12 protein-coding genes are annotated in these 15,732 nt (G+C 51.3%); 3 read left to right on the plus strand and 9 right to left on the minus strand.

All coding sequences use genetic code 11. The annotated features are described in order from the left end of the window. Window positions 1–69 precede the first annotated feature (69 nt). Complete coding sequence (locus KO087_RS04875; protein ID WP_215508180.1) at window positions 70–1,698, minus strand: putative manganese-dependent inorganic diphosphatase; 1,629 nt, start codon at window positions 1,696–1,698, stop codon at window positions 70–72. 226 nt (window positions 1,699–1,924) lie between these two features. Between KO087_RS04875 and KO087_RS04880 the strand changes: the two genes are divergently transcribed. After that, window positions 1,925–2,413: a hypothetical protein gene (locus tag KO087_RS04880; protein WP_215508181.1), complete on the plus strand. Its 489-nt coding sequence runs from the start codon at window positions 1,925–1,927 to the stop codon at window positions 2,411–2,413. Window positions 2,414–2,504: 91 nt separating this feature from the next. Here KO087_RS04880 and KO087_RS04885 read toward each other — a convergent pair whose 3' ends face one another. The 3 genes from KO087_RS04885 to KO087_RS04895 all read right to left on the minus strand — a co-directional run bounded on the left by KO087_RS04885 (window position 2,505) and on the right by KO087_RS04895 (window position 6,173). Beyond that, window positions 2,505–3,740: an FprA family A-type flavoprotein gene (locus KO087_RS04885; RefSeq protein ID WP_215508182.1), complete on the minus strand. Its 1,236-nt coding sequence runs from the start codon at window positions 3,738–3,740 to the stop codon at window positions 2,505–2,507. Window positions 3,741–3,757: 17 nt separating this feature from the next. Next, a complete protein-coding gene (locus tag KO087_RS04890) occupies window positions 3,758–5,686 on the minus strand; it encodes an acyl-CoA dehydrogenase family protein (protein WP_215508183.1) in 1,929 nt (642 codons plus the stop codon). 265 nt (window positions 5,687–5,951) lie between these two features. Beyond that, complete coding sequence (locus tag KO087_RS04895) at window positions 5,952–6,173, minus strand: hypothetical protein (RefSeq protein WP_215508184.1); 222 nt, start codon at window positions 6,171–6,173, stop codon at window positions 5,952–5,954. A gap of 62 nt (window positions 6,174–6,235) precedes the next feature. On the opposite strand from KO087_RS04895, the gene KO087_RS04900 reads away from it, so the two are divergent. Then, window positions 6,236–7,195 (plus strand): L-lactate dehydrogenase, encoded by a 960-nt coding sequence (locus tag KO087_RS04900; RefSeq protein WP_215508191.1) that lies wholly within the window; start codon window positions 6,236–6,238, stop codon window positions 7,193–7,195. A 124-nt stretch (window positions 7,196–7,319) separates the two neighbouring features. Here the strand turns inward: KO087_RS04900 and KO087_RS04905 are convergent, their stop codons facing one another. The 5 genes from KO087_RS04905 to KO087_RS04925 form a co-directional block, all read right to left on the minus strand. Further along, window positions 7,320–10,802, minus strand: a complete 3,483-nt coding sequence (locus tag KO087_RS04905) for an S-layer homology domain-containing protein (RefSeq protein ID WP_215508185.1) — start codon at window positions 10,800–10,802, stop codon at window positions 7,320–7,322. A gap of 132 nt (window positions 10,803–10,934) precedes the next feature. After that, on the minus strand, window positions 10,935–12,770 hold the full coding sequence (locus tag KO087_RS04910; RefSeq protein WP_251374916.1) for an ATP-binding protein: 1,836 nt from the start codon (window positions 12,768–12,770) through the stop codon (window positions 10,935–10,937). Further along, window positions 12,770–13,720, minus strand: a complete 951-nt coding sequence (locus KO087_RS04915) for a DNA double-strand break repair nuclease NurA (protein ID WP_215508186.1) — start codon at window positions 13,718–13,720, stop codon at window positions 12,770–12,772. The genes KO087_RS04910 and KO087_RS04915 overlap by 1 nt, the downstream gene beginning before the upstream one ends. Next, window positions 13,717–14,529, minus strand: coding sequence for a 16S rRNA (cytidine(1402)-2'-O)-methyltransferase (gene rsmI, locus KO087_RS04920; RefSeq protein ID WP_215508187.1), 813 nt, complete (start codon window positions 14,527–14,529; stop codon window positions 13,717–13,719). The genes KO087_RS04915 and rsmI overlap by 4 nt, the downstream gene beginning before the upstream one ends. Further along, window positions 14,519–15,187 (minus strand): tRNA1(Val) (adenine(37)-N6)-methyltransferase, encoded by a 669-nt coding sequence (locus KO087_RS04925; RefSeq protein WP_215508188.1) that lies wholly within the window; start codon window positions 15,185–15,187, stop codon window positions 14,519–14,521. Before KO087_RS04925 ends, rsmI begins: the two co-directional genes overlap by 11 nt. A gap of 223 nt (window positions 15,188–15,410) precedes the next feature. On the opposite strand from KO087_RS04925, the gene KO087_RS04930 reads away from it, so the two are divergent. Next, window positions 15,411–15,732, plus strand: a 322-nt coding sequence (locus KO087_RS04930) for a transposase family protein (RefSeq protein ID WP_215507272.1), incomplete at its 3' end; no start/stop codon positions are given.

Here is a 15,732-nt window from a genome sequence, read left to right on the forward strand (position 1 = left end):
AAAAGCAATAAGGCCGCGCCCTATTGCTTCTGTTTGCGTAATGTCTCGAGGGATCGTCGCTCCCGTCGATTAGCTTTCGCTTACGGCGGCGCTCACTTTCGGCACCAATTGCTTCTTTCGGGACAAAAGGCCCTCTGCCGTAAATTTGTCTCCGTGAAGGTCTTTTCCGAATTGGCGGGCCAGGGCTTCTTTAAAGTCCCCGACGACGATCACTTCCGAGCGTTCTCTGAAAATATCGGTAATCATTAAAATAAACGACGCCACCGGTTCTTTTTCCAGGTAGGCTTCCATGGCCTCTTTCAGGGATGCTTCCACGGCGGCAATGCTGTCTGTATCCATGGTGAAGATCTGACAAATACGCACGGCGCGCCCGTCGAAGGTAAAGTTTTTTACATCGGTGTTTAAAAGCTCTTCCGGCTTCTTCCCTTCCAGACTGGTGCCGGCTTTAAACATTTTTGCGGCGAAATCCTCCACGTCCATGGCGGCGATTTTGCTCATTTTGTCCAAGATGTAGCGATCCGTGGCCGTGGATGTAGGGGAGCGGAACAGGAGCGTGTCGGAAATAATGGCGGCGCACAAAAGCCCGGCCACATTTTTCGAGGGCATAATGCCGCTTTCGAAATACATTTTTGACACAATGGTGGCCGTGGAGCCCACCGGTTCGTTTCTGAAATAAATCGGCGATGAGGTGGCCACATTGGCGACCCGGTGATGGTCCACAATTTGCAGGATTTCCGCGCTGTCCAAATCCTCGATGGATTGGTTGCGCTCGTTGTGATCCACGAGAATGATTTTCTTCTTAATGTCCGTAATCAGGTGGTAGCGGGAGATGCTCCCCACGACCCGGTCCTTGTCGTCTAAGACAGGATAGGAGCGGAAGCGGGATTCCGCCATTTTCTCTCGCACCTCGTCGATTAAATCGTCTTTGTGAAAGACCACCAGGTTTTCCTTCGTCATGACGTGGCCGACGGGCACGGCTTGAGGCAGAATCCGCGCCACCATAAAGGTGGACAGGCCCGTGGAGATCACCGTCACGTTTCGTTCTTTGGCAAGCTTCAGCAAGCGATCGTCTAATTGGGTGGTCATGGTAAGGATCAGGAGAGAGACATTTTTCTTAATCGTCGCCTCCTGATCGTCCACGTCGTCGCCGACGATGACCACGTCCCCTTCTTCGATGAGGTTTTGGTTTTTTATGGCTTTAATCGCCATTTTTCCCGAGAGAGGCCGAGGCGATGCCGGCAAGTGGATCCATTGGCCTCGCAACACATCTTTAATGTTTTCCAAACCGGTGTCGGAGCGGCCCATGATACGGTCGTCCCAAATTTCCATATAGGACGCGGCGATGTTTGAAAGGCTCACAATGCCGATTATTTTTTCCTCCCCGTTGACCACAGGCAGGGACGTGATGTTGTTTTTCTGCATGATCTCCATGGCCCCCGCCATGGAAAGCTCCGGGTTCACGCAGTAGGCGCCGTCGATTTCCAAATCGCGGATTTGCGGCGTAATGGATGTCTTAAGCCGCGGCACCTCCATACCGAAATAATTCAGCACAAATTCCGTTTCCCGATTGATTTCCCCTAAGCGAATGGCTTCCGCGTGAAAGCCCGTTTTGTTTTTTAATTCGGCCAAGGCGATGGCTGAGCAGATGCTGTCCGTGTCCGGATTCTTGTGTCCGGTAATGTAAATCTTATTCTTCATAAACCCTCCAAGCTCGGCTATTATACCACGATTTTTTCTCCCTTCGCCGCAAAAATCCCCTTGGCGGGAAAAATTTCCCCAACAAAAAAGCCCGACCCGGCACCGGGAGCGCGTGATCAATAAAGCCGTTATTCGTTAATGTATAGTATAATTGAAAAATAAGGATGTATATCACCCGTTAAATTAGCGTCCCGTCAACTTTTCATGGAACATTCGGAGGTTTTCGATGAAAAAAAAGTTTTTTCTTGCCGGCGTCATTCTTTCTGCCCTTTTATTGATCCTCGTGGAAAGTAATCCAAATAAAAGAGTGCGCATGAAAGAGGTCAGGCAATTTACAGAGACCATGTGCCGTTCCGATGAACATATAAAAGATTTAAAGTTCTACTTTCAAAGACCCGGTTTGAGAGCGGAGATGGTCTATGAGGGTCCCTTGGAAAAAGAAAAACTGATTTCCATCACGGAAGATTTTAAGGCATTGGTCGATGTGGAATTTATGCAAAAAATCGGCGATAACTATTGGGGCGGCGCTCGACCCAGCGGTTTTGAGTTATACATTTATTGCGATAGGGATAAAGAGGGAAATAATTACGATTATCTGATTGACAGTCGATACAATAAGACGTACATAGTCGATGAAAATCCCGACAATATTGACGGCTACAAGACTTGGACGATCTCCGGTGCAGAAAATGAAGGGGTACTATATAAGGATTAAGTAATCAGAACCACCGCCATCCGGTGGTTTTTTCATGGAAAAGTGCACTAAAAAAGCCCGACCCCGAAGGATCGGACTTTTAATCTAAAATTTATGCTTTGGCTTGTTCCTTTTCTTCTTTAATTTTTTCGAAGGATTCGATAATGGAATCGGCCAGAGCGTCTAATTCTTTTTCCGTGGAGTCGTTCAGGGAAGAAGTCACGGTGACTTCGCCGCCCAGGACGTCCATGAGTTTCATGTTGTCGTCCAGGAATTCTTCCATGCGGGTGCCGGCTTGGGGTGCCCAGGTGCCGTTTTCGATAATGCCCACGGTGCGGTTTTGCAAATTCAGCATGCGAATTTCGTTTAAGAATTGATGCATGACGGGATAGATTTCCAGATTATAGGTTACCGAAGCCAATACAATGTGGCTCAGGCGGAAAGCTTCCGATACCAGGTAGCTGACGTGGGTTTTGGACACGTCGTACATGTGGACATTGGTCATGCCCCGTTCGCAAAGCTTGGTGGCCAAGCATTGTGCGGCGTATTCCGTGTTGCCGTACATGGAGGCGTAAACCAAGAGCACGCCGTCTTCTTCCGGTTCGTAGCGAGACCATTTGTCGTATTTTTCGATGAAGTAGCCCAGATCTTTTCTCCAGACCGGTCCGTGCAAGGGGCAGATCATCTTAATGTCGATGGTGCCGGCTTTTTTCAGAAGGTCTTGAACGTGGGGGCCGTATTTGCCAACGATGTTGGTCAGGTAGCGGCGGGCGTCGTCGAGCCAATCGCGATCGAAGTTCACTTCATCGGCAAAGAGCTTGCCGTCTAATGCGCCGAAGGAACCGAAAGCGTCGGCGGAGAAGAGAACGCCGTTTGTAACATCGAAGCTGACCATGGCTTCAGGCCAGTGAACCATGGGGGCTTCTACCCAGGTGATTTCGTGTTTACCGAAGCTCATGGCGTCGCCTTCAGCCACTTCGATTTCTCTGCCGTCGACGTGAAAACCGAATTGGTGCATCATCATGAAGGCGCGGTTGTTGGAAATGACTTTGGCATTGGGGTAGCGAATCAACACTTCGTCTAAGGAAGCGGCGTGGTCCGGTTCTAAGTGATTGATAATGACATAGTCCAGATCCCGGCCGCCTAAGACGTGTTCAATGTTGTTCAGGAATTCACGGCATACAGCCCAGTCCACCGTATCGAAGAGGACGGTTTTTTCGTCCATCAACAGATAGGAGTTGTAGCTGACGCCACGGGGAATCGGGTGAATATTTTCAAACAGGTGCAGGCGGTGTTCGTTGGCACCTACCCAGTATAAATCATCGGTTACTTTTCTTACGGTATACATTACTTACCTCCTAAGGCTTATTTAAAGGTACGGTCTTCAGGGAAATCGACTTTAATGAAATTGTCTTTTTCTTCGCCGCATTTCGGGCAGATGTATTCTTCAGGCAATTTGTCGAAAGGTGTTCCTTCTTCGATTTCGCTTTCTTCGTCGCCCCGTTCGGGATTGTATTCGTAGCCGCAGCCTTGGCAGACGTAGATGTCTTCTTTCGGTGCGGTCTTTCTCGGTTTGGAGCGTTTCATCTTGACCATTTCAGGTGCTTCGCCCTTACCTTCCGTACCTAATGCTTCAATAATCAGAGGTGCAACTTCTTCGATGTCGCCGACAATACCGTAGTCACAGTTTTTGAAGATCATGGCATTGGGCGCATTGTTAATGGCCACGATGGTGGCTGCATCTTTAATGCCCTTTAAGTGTTGGCCGGCACCGGAGATACCGCAGGCGACGTAGAGATTGCCGCGGAATTTTTGACCGGACATACCGACGTAGCGTTCAATGGGAAGGACCTTGTCCGTTTCTGCAACGGGACGAGAAGAACCGATGGCGGCGCCGAAAGCACGTGCCAATTCTTCGGCCAAATCTCTGTTGCCGTTAAAGCCTTTACCCATGGAAACGACGCGTTCCGCATCGACGATGGGCGTCAATAAATCGATGCCGACGCTGAAGTCGTAGCCGTCTTTTTGAAGGGCGGCGATGAGGTTCTTGACATTTTCTTCTTGATTGTCGCTGTCGAAGATTTCTCTCTTGCGAATGCCGGTGATGGGTCCTTTACCCGCTTTCTTCTTGCTGCCGCCGGTGGAGCGAGCGGCCTTGCCGATAATATTGGCTGCGATGACGACCCGTTGAATTTCGTTGGTGCCTTCGTAGATCGTGGTGATCTTTGCATCTCTGTAGGCGCGTTCCACTTCCATGCCCTTCATGTAGCCGCTGCCGCCGTAAATTTGCAGGGCGTCGTTGACGACTTCAAGGGCCATGTCGGATGCAAACATCTTTGCTTCCGCTGCTTGCAGACCGTAGCGTTCGCCGTTGGTCTTCATTTCCGCTGCACGATAAACTAAGAGGCGTGCGGCGTCGATCTTAGTGTACATATCGGCGAGCTTAAAGGAAATGCCTTGATTGGCTGCCAAGGGTTGGCCGAATTGAATCCGTTCCTTTGCATAAGCCAGGGCATGTTCATAAGCCCCTTGTGCGATACCTAAAGCTTGTGCGGCGATGCCGATGCGGCCGCCGTCCAAGGTGGACATGGCGATGTTAAAGCCCTTGCCTTCTTTGCCCAAGAGGTTTTCTTTCGGAACGCGAACATTGTTGAAGTGGAGTTCCGCCGTAGTGGAGGAACGGATGCCCAATTTGTCGTAGTGATCGGAGAAGGTGAAGCCTTCGAAATCTTTTTCTACGATAAAAGCACTAATGCCGTGGGTACCGATGTCCGGCGTGGTGACGGCAAATACGACATAAGTGTCTGCCGCCGGTGCATTGGTGATGAAAATCTTTTGTCCGTTTAAAATGTAGTGATCCCCGTCTAAAACAGCGGTGGTTTCCGTTTCACCGGCGTCGGAACCGGCGTTGGTTTCCGTCAAACCGAAGGCGCCGAGATTTTCGCCCTTGGCCAAGGGAATCAGGTATTTTTGTTTTTGTTCTTCCGTACCGAAGTGATCGATGGGATAAGTGCCCAAGGAGGTGTGCGCCGATAAAATAACGCCGACGCCGCCGTCCACGCGGGCCAACTCTTCTACGGCAATGGCGTAAGAGATAACATCCGCCCCTGCGCCGCCGTATTCTTCGGCAGTGGGAAGGCCCATAATACCTAAATCAGCCATTTGCGCGACGATATCTTCCGGGAATTTGTTTTCGCGGTCGAGTTCAAAAGCGACCGGCGCGACAACGGTTTCCGCGAACTCGCGAACTTTCTTTCTAAGCGCCTCGTGCGCTTCGGTGGTTTTAAATAACATATTTCCTCCTTGCAATCAATGATACAGACTACAATGCATATGAACGGCCGACAGTGAAGCCGGTACAACAATCTACACCTCTCGTGTATAGATTTACTATAGCACAGGCTTTTATCGTTGTAAAGGCATCAGGTCTTTTGTTTTTTCGAAAAAATACAAAATTTCTCGATTATTTTCGCCCGTCCTCATTTGATACATTAAGATGTTACCCCGACCCATTGAATTTATGCGACTTTTTTAAATAAAAACAAAAAGAATACACAATCTACGAGAAAACTTTTTTCACACCCCCAAGCTTTCCTTTCACCTTGATTGCACTTTCTCCGCCCGCACATTGCGATTTTTTAAAAATACCTGCTTTTGTATTTTGCATTTTTCCTTTATCTTGCGACATTATTACCCATTTTTTATTTATTATTTTGTCGACCTTATTCTTTCGCCTGAAAAGCAAATATTTATGTTTTTCACTTCCCTTTTTGCCTTTCACCGTCTATAATAAGAATCGTTTGAATAGATAATAACGATTCTGGAGGTAACACAATGAGCAATATGATTCAAAACCCGAATGCAAAAGTCATTCTCGTCGGCGACGGTTCCGTCGGCTCTTCTTTCGCCTTTGCCATGACCTTAAAAGGTTTAGGCCGCGAACTGGGCATTATCGACGTAAACACCCGCAAGGCACAAGGCGACGCCATGGACTTAACCGCCGCTTTGACCTACAACTCCGCAAAAACCATTTACGCTGCCGAATACAGCGACTGCTCCGATGCTGACATCGTCGTCATCACCGCAGGCGCACCCCAAAAGCCCGGCGAAAGCCGCTTAGACTTGGTTCATAAAAACCTGGCCATCGTCAAAGACGTCGTCGAACAAATCATGGAATCCGGCTTCAACGGCATCTTCCTCGTCGCCGCCAACCCGGTAGACATCCTGACCTACGCCGTATTAAAAATCTCCGGCTTCCCGAAAGAACGGGTCATCTCTTCCGGTACGTCCTTAGACTCCGCGCGCTTCTGCGACGAAATCTCCCGCTACCTGGATTTGGATCCCCGCGACGTTTCCGCCAGCATCATGGGCGAACACGGTGATACCTCCTTCCCCGTATGGAGCCAAGCTTCCATCGGCGGCCGCCACATCGACGAATGGCTCGCCGAAAGAACCGATGACATCGAACGCGCAAAAGAAAAAATCTACACCGATGTCCGCGACAAGGCTTACCACATCATCGACGCCAAAGGCGCAACCTACTACGGCGTCGCCACGGTCCTCGCAAAAATCTGCCGCATCATCATCGAAGACTCCCACTCCATTATTACCGTGGGCGCATTCCTCGACGGCGAATACGGCTGCCACGACATCTACATGGGCACCCCCGTTGTCTTGAGCCGCAGCGGCATCCAAAAAGTCATCGAAGTACCCTTGAACGAAAAAGAAAAAGAACAAATGGAAATTTCCTACAAAGCATTGAAGGAAGTTCAAGATCAAGGTATGGCGAAGCTCGGTTTCTAATCGAGCCACATACAACTCCTTAGAAAATGAAAAAAGCGTCCCGCGGGGCGCTTTTTTTGCGTGCAATCATGCCAAATAAAAATGCGCACCCGCAGGTACGCATTTTCTTTAAAAGTCCCAAAGCCTAACGGCGCGCATCGCCATTTAGCTGAATCCATGTTTCGCTTTTGCCGTCGGAATTTCTCGTGTAGTCGTGGCCGTTGGTGGCCTCTACAACGGGATAGAACGCCCAGTGGCTTTCGTCTATATCCGTAAAGTTCACGATGACTTGGCGGTGGGCTTGAACCCATTTTTCGTCGGCGTAGCGATTCAACACCCGATTGGTCATGGTCGCCACTTCCGAGCGCTTAATCTTTTCAGCGGGACGGAAGGTGTTGTCTTCGTAGCCTGTGATCCATCCCTTGCCGAAGGCGGCAGCGATGGCGTCATAAGCCCAGTAATCCCTCGCTACGTCGGTAAAGGTGATGGGCGCCGGGTTAAGCTTGTCGAATCGTGTGGCGATGGCCGCAAATTCCGCCCGGGTGATTTCGCCTTGGGGACGGAAGCTGCCGTCTTCGTAGCCCTTTAATATGCCCGCCGCTTCTGCCTTGGCGATGTAGTCGTAATACCAAGCGTCGGGGGCCACGTCATTAAAGGACGCGGCGGAGGCATTGGGCGCCTTTTCCATGAGGCGAACAAACATGGCCGCCACTTCTGCCCGCGTCATGGATTTGTCGGGACGGAAGGTGCTGTCCGGATAGCCGAAGAGGTAGGCGAAGTGATCCTCGGTGTTCAGCTTAACTTCAGGCATAATCATGGATCCGCCTTTGTAATGAGTTCCCGGCGTAGGAGGCGTGGGTTTTTTGATCAACAGGTTGTCGCCGAGCATTGCTGTAATGGCTTTTTTGCTTTCATCTTTTTCTTCGATAAAGCCAAAGCTCTTCTTCTGCTCTTTCAGCTTTCTGCCGTAGGAGAGGAAGTTCAGCTTCATGGGCGCATCTTTGGCGTAAAGCTTATAGCCCGCCACGTCGATGGGCGTCGCTCCGTCCACCGTGGCGTCTACATAATTATCTCCGTCTTGATAGAAAACGCGGTAGAGGGGCGTGGACTTGTCGTTGTAGCGAAGGCCACGGCTATCGTCTGCTTTATCGACGGGCGTGAAGGTGTTCACTTCGTTATCCTTAAAGATGTCCACGTGGTAACGACCGCCTTCCACTAAGTTCGAAAGAGGCGTTGCCGCTTCCACCTTTCCTTTTCCTAAAATAAACGTTCCGTTGTCTCCCTCGAGCTTCACTGCCGGAGCTGATAACGCAATATAATCAGAGAAATGTGATTTCAATACCGGCTGTTTGTCCGTTCCGTCGACGAGGACCAAGCCCTTGGCGTGAATAGCTACGGCATCAGAAGAAATGCCGGGGAAATTCTTGTCCTGGGTAAAAGGATGCATCCTATTTTTCATGTAGGGATAGTCGTTTTGAAAGACGTGGTTCCCCGCTTCTACGATGCCGCCGGTGACGGTAACGTCGGTACCATCGTAAATGCCGCTCCCTGCAGGTGCACCGTCAACCAGTTCTCGGCAAGCACCGCCGGAAATATGGGCGTTTTCAGCGACTTCAATCTTATCCGAACCGACAATGCCGTGGCCGCCTTTCTTTCCACTGTTGCCGCCGTAAACCTTGGCAGAGTCGGAGATATTAACGACGTCATTTTGTATGCCACTATTGTCAATGCCGTGACCCGCTTCGAGTCGACCGAAAAAGTTGATACCTCTCCAGGTTTTTTCGGAACCGGAGCCGCCGGTGACAAGGCTATCGCCTTTGATTACAACTTTTGGTACATTTTTAATTCCGCTACCCGCCGTACCATTACCTACTAAGCAGACAATATTTGGGCCACAGTAAGTGCCTGTAGCACTGGTATCGCCGCCGTGAACGTAGCCGCCGTCGACGATAAGTTCTTCAACTTTTTCCACACCGTGTCCACAAGAAAGATTGGTGGCGAAATATTTATAGTCTTCTTCTAATGCGCCCGTTTTGTAGGTCCATTGGCCATCCCCCTGGACGATAGCACCATTGGAAATGGTAACCTTCTTGGCACCGACGATGCCGGAGCCGGTGCGGTAGCGGTCTTTTTTAGACGCGTCATTCACCTGTACATTGGAAATGGTTCCTCCCTTGACGCGAGCGCCATCGGTGACAATGACCTCAGTCGATGTCTTAATGCCTGCAGCACCACTCTCGGGTCCATCGGCTTTGGCGTAACCGTCTGAAGGCTGTATGTTCCCAAAATTCGGTCCTTCTACGGAGACCTTATTACCTGAAAGATAGACGTCACCTTGAGAGAGAATCATGGCTTCTAAATTTCCGAAGGTCACATTTCCGCCATCTACTTTAGTCTCGGCCTTTTTCGATTGAATCGTCAACTTTCCCGTTCCCATTTCGATGACGGCGCGAGGCGCGAGGTGGTATTGGCCTTTTCCCGGGTTCCCCAAGGACCCTATCACGGTGCCGCCGTAAATATTTACCTGGGCATTTCCCTTGGCGAGAATGGTGGGCCCGTAAAAGAAACTTTGATCGAAGCCCCCCAAATTGCTTTGCTTGCTGTCGTCGATTCCCTCACCAAGGTCCAGCTTACCACCTTCATTGACCTCCACGACGCCGACGTAATGGTCGCTTCCCGGTTCAATGCCGGGATTTGGCTTAGTGCCTGCACCGGGGCGAATGCCGGTAGTATAATCAGGGCTTCCGCTACCGACGATGTCTAATTTTGTCCCTCGAATGGCCCCTCCCGGGTAGCGTCCGTCGCCACCTTTTATAAGAAGATTCGGAACGGTCCGTTGTGCTTGGCGAATATCTATTTTGACATTGTCGGCGAGAATGGCAAAGGCGCCTTCGCCATCCTTACTACTTCCGCCTTTGATCTGAAAACCTTGGTTGTTCGTATCGTCCATCACAAAGCTCTTGGCGATAATGGCTTCGCCGCCCTTGGTGTTTCCGTCGCCGGCGCCGCCGAGGATTTTATTGACATTCTCTATATTTTTTCTGTTGACATAAAGATAGCCAAAATTCGTCACACCACTTTCTTTGACCTTATCTATTATCTCTTTGTAATCTGTGCGTTCATTCTTTATCCCCTTAATTTCCTTCACCTCTACGGTGCCGGCGGGAAGGTCGACGGCAGCCTTGCCCTTTGCGGCAAAGATTCCGGAAAGGTTGGTGACTGTCAGATTCCCTTGTCCATGAATAGGTGACACCCCTTCATTTCCGTAAAGCCTTACGGCAGACAGAGCTAATGTCTTTCCCTCGGCGACATTAAAGCTAAGGTTTCTTAATATCGCTACCTCCCACACCTGGATATTTGTTTTGATAGGTCTAACCATACTTTTTTCAGTCTTGTACTCCAACTCTGCCTTAATGGTCAGATTCTTATCAATTGTGATTTTCTCATTTTTAAAGTCTTTTTCCTGCTTTAAGCCCTTCACGACGATGGTATCCCCATCTGCCGCAGCTTTGACGGCCTGTTTAAATTCATCGACCGTGCTTACCGTATGACTCGTTGCAAACACCACACGAGGTGCCATGACAAATAAAGACAGGCAGATCACCGCGAGCAATCTCCACTTTCTCATTTTTACCTCCTTTACTGTTCACTTCATTCCATGTATCTAGTATAGTAAATAATTTTGGTATTTACTATGATTCTTATAATTTCTTTTCCATCAAAAAACGGACACCCGTCGATGTCCGTTTATCCTTCTTTTCTATTCCAAGGCTTCGTATTTGCTGTTGCCTAAAAAGTCTGTGCTACGCTTGATTTTTCCCTCCTCCGCCAATTGATCCAAGGCGCTGATGAGGCCTTCTCGCGTAAAGGACAAGCCCCGTTTTTCCAGCTCCGGCAAGACGGAGAGAATATTGCTCGCCGCGGAGATGGGGAAGAAATCTGCCGCCGCTTTCAGGAGCTGATCTTGGGAGGCGGTCTTCACTTTTTTCAGCTCGTCGAAGGGGTTTTCCGTGTGAGGGGAGGTGGTTCTCGCCATGCGTATGCGAGCGAAGGTGGTGCGGCCCAGATGGGAGGAGGAGATGAACACGTCGCCGGTTTGCAAATAGGGCAGGCGGCGGGATTCTTCCACGCTAATATCCGTCTCGCCCTGAATGGTGTCGATGTCCTGGGCCCGCACGGTGCGGTAGATCATTTTGCAGTTGAGCTGGGCGGTGATGGTGTCGTCTAAAAGGGTGGGCCGCTGGGTGGCGAGGATTAAAAACACGCCGTACTTCCGCCCTTCCTGGGCGATTTCACGAAGCACGCTCTTGGACGGGGCGGGGATGCCCTTGGGGGCGAAGGTGTGGCTTTCGTCGGTGACGACGAAAAAGGGCGGGAAGTAATCGCCGCCTGCGGGCTGCACGAATTGGGCGTCTTTAAAGTCTCGGCGCTTTTTGTAGAGATTGCGAATGAGGTAGGTGGCATACATTTGAATAAGCTTCACCGAGCCTTGGATCACGGCGAGCTTGCCTTCAAAGATCGCATCTTCCACGGGCCTCGAATCGCCGCGGAAAAGGCCGTCTCGCTCCACGCTTTTGAGCCGCCACAAAATTCCCCGCAGAGAGGAAATGTTGGTGGCTTTGCCGAAGCGCTCATAGCGACCTTGAATCCGCTGCCATTTTTTCTGATCCGGCGAGGGCACCATGGTCATTTCCCGAATTTTATCCACGGAGCCGGCTTCGTGTCCCTCGATTAAATCTTCGAGCACCGTCGTAAAACCCGTAAGGCCTTTGTCGATTTTAAACAAGAGATCCACAGTGCTCTTCATGGCTTCGGAAAGTTCCGATACGGCGTTTAGGATGGTTTTTAAATCGCCGCCGTTTAAGGACGAAAAGTCGATGCCGATGTCCACGCCGATTTGAAAGCGTCGGTGGCTTTTCTCGTAGCTCTTGCCCCCTTCCGCAGGGTTTGAAAAGTCCATTTCGTAGTGGGGATCCAGTACCACGCCGGGGACGTTTTTCTCCATAAGCTCTTCTAAAAGCACCCGCATGCCGAAGGATTTCCCGCTGCCGCTGCCGCCGAAGATCCCCATGTGGGGGTACTGATGCATGGCCCGAAGGTCCAGAACATAGGGCACGTCTTTTTGAGGCGATTGCGCCCCCTCTTCGTAAAGGGCAAAAAGGCCCTTGAGATTGTCTTCCATGGCATCGTAAAGGTAATCCGTATGGCGAATGGCGCCGAGGACTAAGCCTTCATCGGGAGATGTGGGCACGAGAAGGCTCTTGATTTCTGTAAATTCCGGCCGCCGTGCGTCGGAGCCCGTCAGCGGCGGATAGGGGGTCTCGTGCAAAAAGCGCACCTTGGCCACGTAAATGGTTTCGTTGTGAATGTCGTAGCCCAATTGGCGCAAGGAGGCCAACACACCGTCGTCGACGAAATCGCCGCCTACATCCATGGGAATAAAGCGGTTGTAGGTTTCGGCTTCCACCACTTCCCCGAGAATCGCCCCCTGCACGGGATCTTCGATCATTAAAAATTCCGCCACGCGAAAATTGTGGTCCCTGCTGCCGACGGTGACCTCTCTGGGATTGGTCAGTCCCACTACTTTTATTTGCATTACACTCTCCGATCTCTTTCCGATACGAAAAATCGCTCCATCATCTCACGGTCCATGGCCTCTTCCAGTATCAGGCGCACTTCCTTTTGCCTGACTTTCACTTCCCTGTCTACGATGTCGATCCAAAAGGGCACGCCGCGGCCGTTTTTCGGCGTCAGGGTATAGAGCAGGCGGGCGAGGAAATTCAGCGCCTCTTTTTGCTGAGAAAGCACGTCCATCCCCACCACCTCCCAGTGGCGGGTGGGGCGGTAAAATGCCCCCACGAGGCCTGCGGCGGTCTTGCCCTTTTCCTCCTCGTCTTCATCTTCTGCGAGAATCAAGAGCTCCCCTACATCCAGCTTTCCGGCTAAGTATTCCCGGTCGTAGAAATCGTGGCCGCGGCCCATGCGCCGGGCGATGTCTCGGGTCTTTATGTCTTTAATGGCGCCGACGAGGAGGGTATTCTCGGCGAGGCACAGGTCTCTGAGCGCCTCCCACTTGGCGGGGGAGTTAATGGCGTAGCGCAAAAGGCCCCCGTCCATCATGAGGACCGCCACCTCTTCCTCTTCCACCAAGGCCGTGGCGGCCTCCAGCTCCACTTCGGCCAGGTAGCGGTCGTGGAGCTTTTCCGCGCTCGCGGCGTCGTCGCCTGCGAGAAAGGGGGTGTAGATGCGGCGAATGCGCCGCTCCTTTTTCTCCATGCTAAGCGCCAGTCCCTGATAAAATTCCACATAGTGGGGATAGGCGCCGCCCTGGCGAATCACCGAGCCGTCTACGCCTGCCACAGCGCCCACCGCCCTGAGCTCCTCCTCGCTTAAGGGCATCAGTTGTTCCACGGTCCCCACATCTTCGGTGAGGGCTTTTTTAAACTCCAGCCCCGACTTTTGAAACAGGGGATCGTACTTCGTCTTTAATGCCTCGTTCAGCGCGCCGATTTCCCGGCGAAAGGCCAGCAGATCTTCTTGATTCAAAGCTTCAAACTCTCCTTATACACCACATTCTTCGGCAAATTCCACTCCTTGGCCACCACCTTCGCCGCCTTGGAGGGGCTCATGCCTTCGTCGATTTTTTCCTTCAGGGCGGAGAGAATGTCCACGATCTCTTCCTCTTTTTTAGGCAGAAGCACCACGGCAAATTCCCCTTTAATCGTGTAGTCCTCGATATTGGCGAGGAAATCTTCGGCGGTGGTTTCGATGCGCTCCTCGTACATCTTGGAAATCTCCCGCACAAAAATCAGCCCCCGATTGCCCAAAGCTTCCATAACATCTTGGCAGAATTTTTCGATGCGGTGGGGCGCTTCGTAGAAAATCACGGGGACGGGAAGGTCCTTTAAACTTTCCAGAGTCTTCACCCGGGCGCCGTGTTTTTGCGGCAAAAAGCCCCAAAAAAGGTAGCGCCCTTCTTCTATATTGGCGATGACCGACGCGCTTACGTGGGCGCAGGCGCCGGGGAGAACCTCGTAGGGCCTGCCTTCTTTTAAAAGGGCCGCGAGAAGCACGGCACCGGGGTCGGACACCCCGGGCATCCCCGCATCGGATATAACCGCCACATCTTCCCCCGCATCGAGCCGCGCCAAGACGGCGGCGATTTTTTCCGCCTCGTTAAACTTGTGGTAGCTTTCCATGGCCGTGGCAATGGCGTAGTGATTCAATAGGGGCCGGGAGTGGCGAGTGTCCTCCGCCAAAATCACGTCCGCTTCCTTCAGCACCCTGAGGGTTCTTAATGTAATATCTTCCAAATTGCCGATGGGCGTGGGACAAAAATATACCTTACCTGCCATAATAGCCTGCCACCTCCTCGCTGTAGGCGCCCTTCTCGTAAACATAAAGGGCCGCCTCAAGAACCATAAAACAGCCGCCGCCTGAGACGCCTTCAAAAAGAATGCGGCGGGCCGCCTCGCCTTTTTTCCAATACACGGGCCGCATCCGCTTCACTGCCACCTTCGCCGCGGTCAGATCCGCCACGACCTCCTGAAAGCGGGCCACGTCCACGATGCCGTAGATCTTTCCGCCGGGCTTTAAAAAGCGGGCAGCTTCGTAAAACCAGTGCATGTCCGAATCCAAATGCTTCGCCGCGGATATAGACGGGTCGTCGTTTTTTATGCCGTCTCTGTAAAAGGGCGGGTTCGTAAAAATCACATCACATGGCGCGAGATCCAAGTCTCTGAAATCCCCTACCACTGTTTTGATTTCGACGCCGTTTGCCGCGGCGCTTTTTTCCACCAGCTCCACGGCCTCCTTGGATCGATCCACGGCCACCACCTCGTCGGCATCCTTCGCAGCCATTAAAGCCAGATAGCCGCTGCCGCAGCCCAGATCCAGCACGCGGCCCCTGCTCTTTCCGTATGCGGCGAGAAGCACGGAATCCATGCTGAAAGAAAAGACGCCTTTCTTCTGAAAAATACGCATCCCGTTTGCGGGAATATAATCACTGCCCATAAGCCCTCCTTACTTGTATTATACCCTATGTGGCATGAAGAGGGCGTCACACCCAACCAAGAAAAAAGCCGTGAGCAGCTCGCGCCGATCACAGCTTTTATTTGGCTCTATAATATCCGTTGGGGAGTAACTCCTTAATGGATATTTTTATGCAAAAAGATAGCACTTGTTTTCCCAATCACCTAAAATTAAATCACCACAAATTAATAAAGGGGGCAAACAAGTGCAAAACAATATTACCACATTACTTTTAGGAATCCAAGATGTCGAGGTCACCGGTGTTTCAGAAGAAAGACGCCTGATTACCATTGATTGTAAGCCCGTTCATGATCGGGTATGTCCTCACTGTGGCTCATCCCACGCCTGGGTCCACGATCACCGGGAGCAAGTCCTTCGGGACGCACCGATGCGGCGCAAGCACGTGTTTCTTCGCGTCAAGAAGACACGCTATGATTGCAAGGATTGCGGCGCGCGCTTTGAAGCACCTCTCTCCTTTGCCGCCAAGGGCAAGCAGATGACAAAGCGCTTAATTGCCTATGTAGTGG

The organism is Peptoniphilus rachelemmaiella, from assembly GCF_943169845.1.
Taxonomy (GTDB): Bacteria; Bacillota; Clostridia; order Tissierellales; family Peptoniphilaceae; genus Aedoeadaptatus; species Aedoeadaptatus rachelemmaiella.

Excerpts from the sequence above, each read along its gene's own strand:
- KO087_RS04875 (WP_215508180.1), bottom strand. The coding sequence starts at position 1,698 with ATGAAGAATAAGATTTACATTACCGGACACAAGAATCCGGACACGGAC.
- KO087_RS04880 (WP_215508181.1), top strand. The coding sequence starts at position 1,925 with ATGAAAAAAAAGTTTTTTCTTGCCGGCGTCATTCTTTCTGCCCTTTTA.
- KO087_RS04885 (WP_215508182.1), bottom strand. The coding sequence starts at position 3,740 with ATGTATACCGTAAGAAAAGTAACCGATGATTTATACTGGGTAGGTGCC.
- KO087_RS04890 (WP_215508183.1), bottom strand. The coding sequence starts at position 5,686 with ATGTTATTTAAAACCACCGAAGCGCACGAGGCGCTTAGAAAGAAAGTT.
- KO087_RS04900 (WP_215508191.1), top strand. The coding sequence starts at position 6,236 with ATGATTCAAAACCCGAATGCAAAAGTCATTCTCGTCGGCGACGGTTCC.
- KO087_RS04905 (WP_215508185.1), bottom strand. The coding sequence starts at position 10,802 with ATGAGAAAGTGGAGATTGCTCGCGGTGATCTGCCTGTCTTTATTTGTC.
- KO087_RS04910 (WP_251374916.1), bottom strand. The coding sequence starts at position 12,770 with ATGCAAATAAAAGTAGTGGGACTGACCAATCCCAGAGAGGTCACCGTC.
- rsmI (WP_215508187.1), bottom strand. The coding sequence starts at position 14,529 with ATGGCAGGTAAGGTATATTTTTGTCCCACGCCCATCGGCAATTTGGAA.
- KO087_RS04925 (WP_215508188.1), bottom strand. The coding sequence starts at position 15,187 with ATGGGCAGTGATTATATTCCCGCAAACGGGATGCGTATTTTTCAGAAG.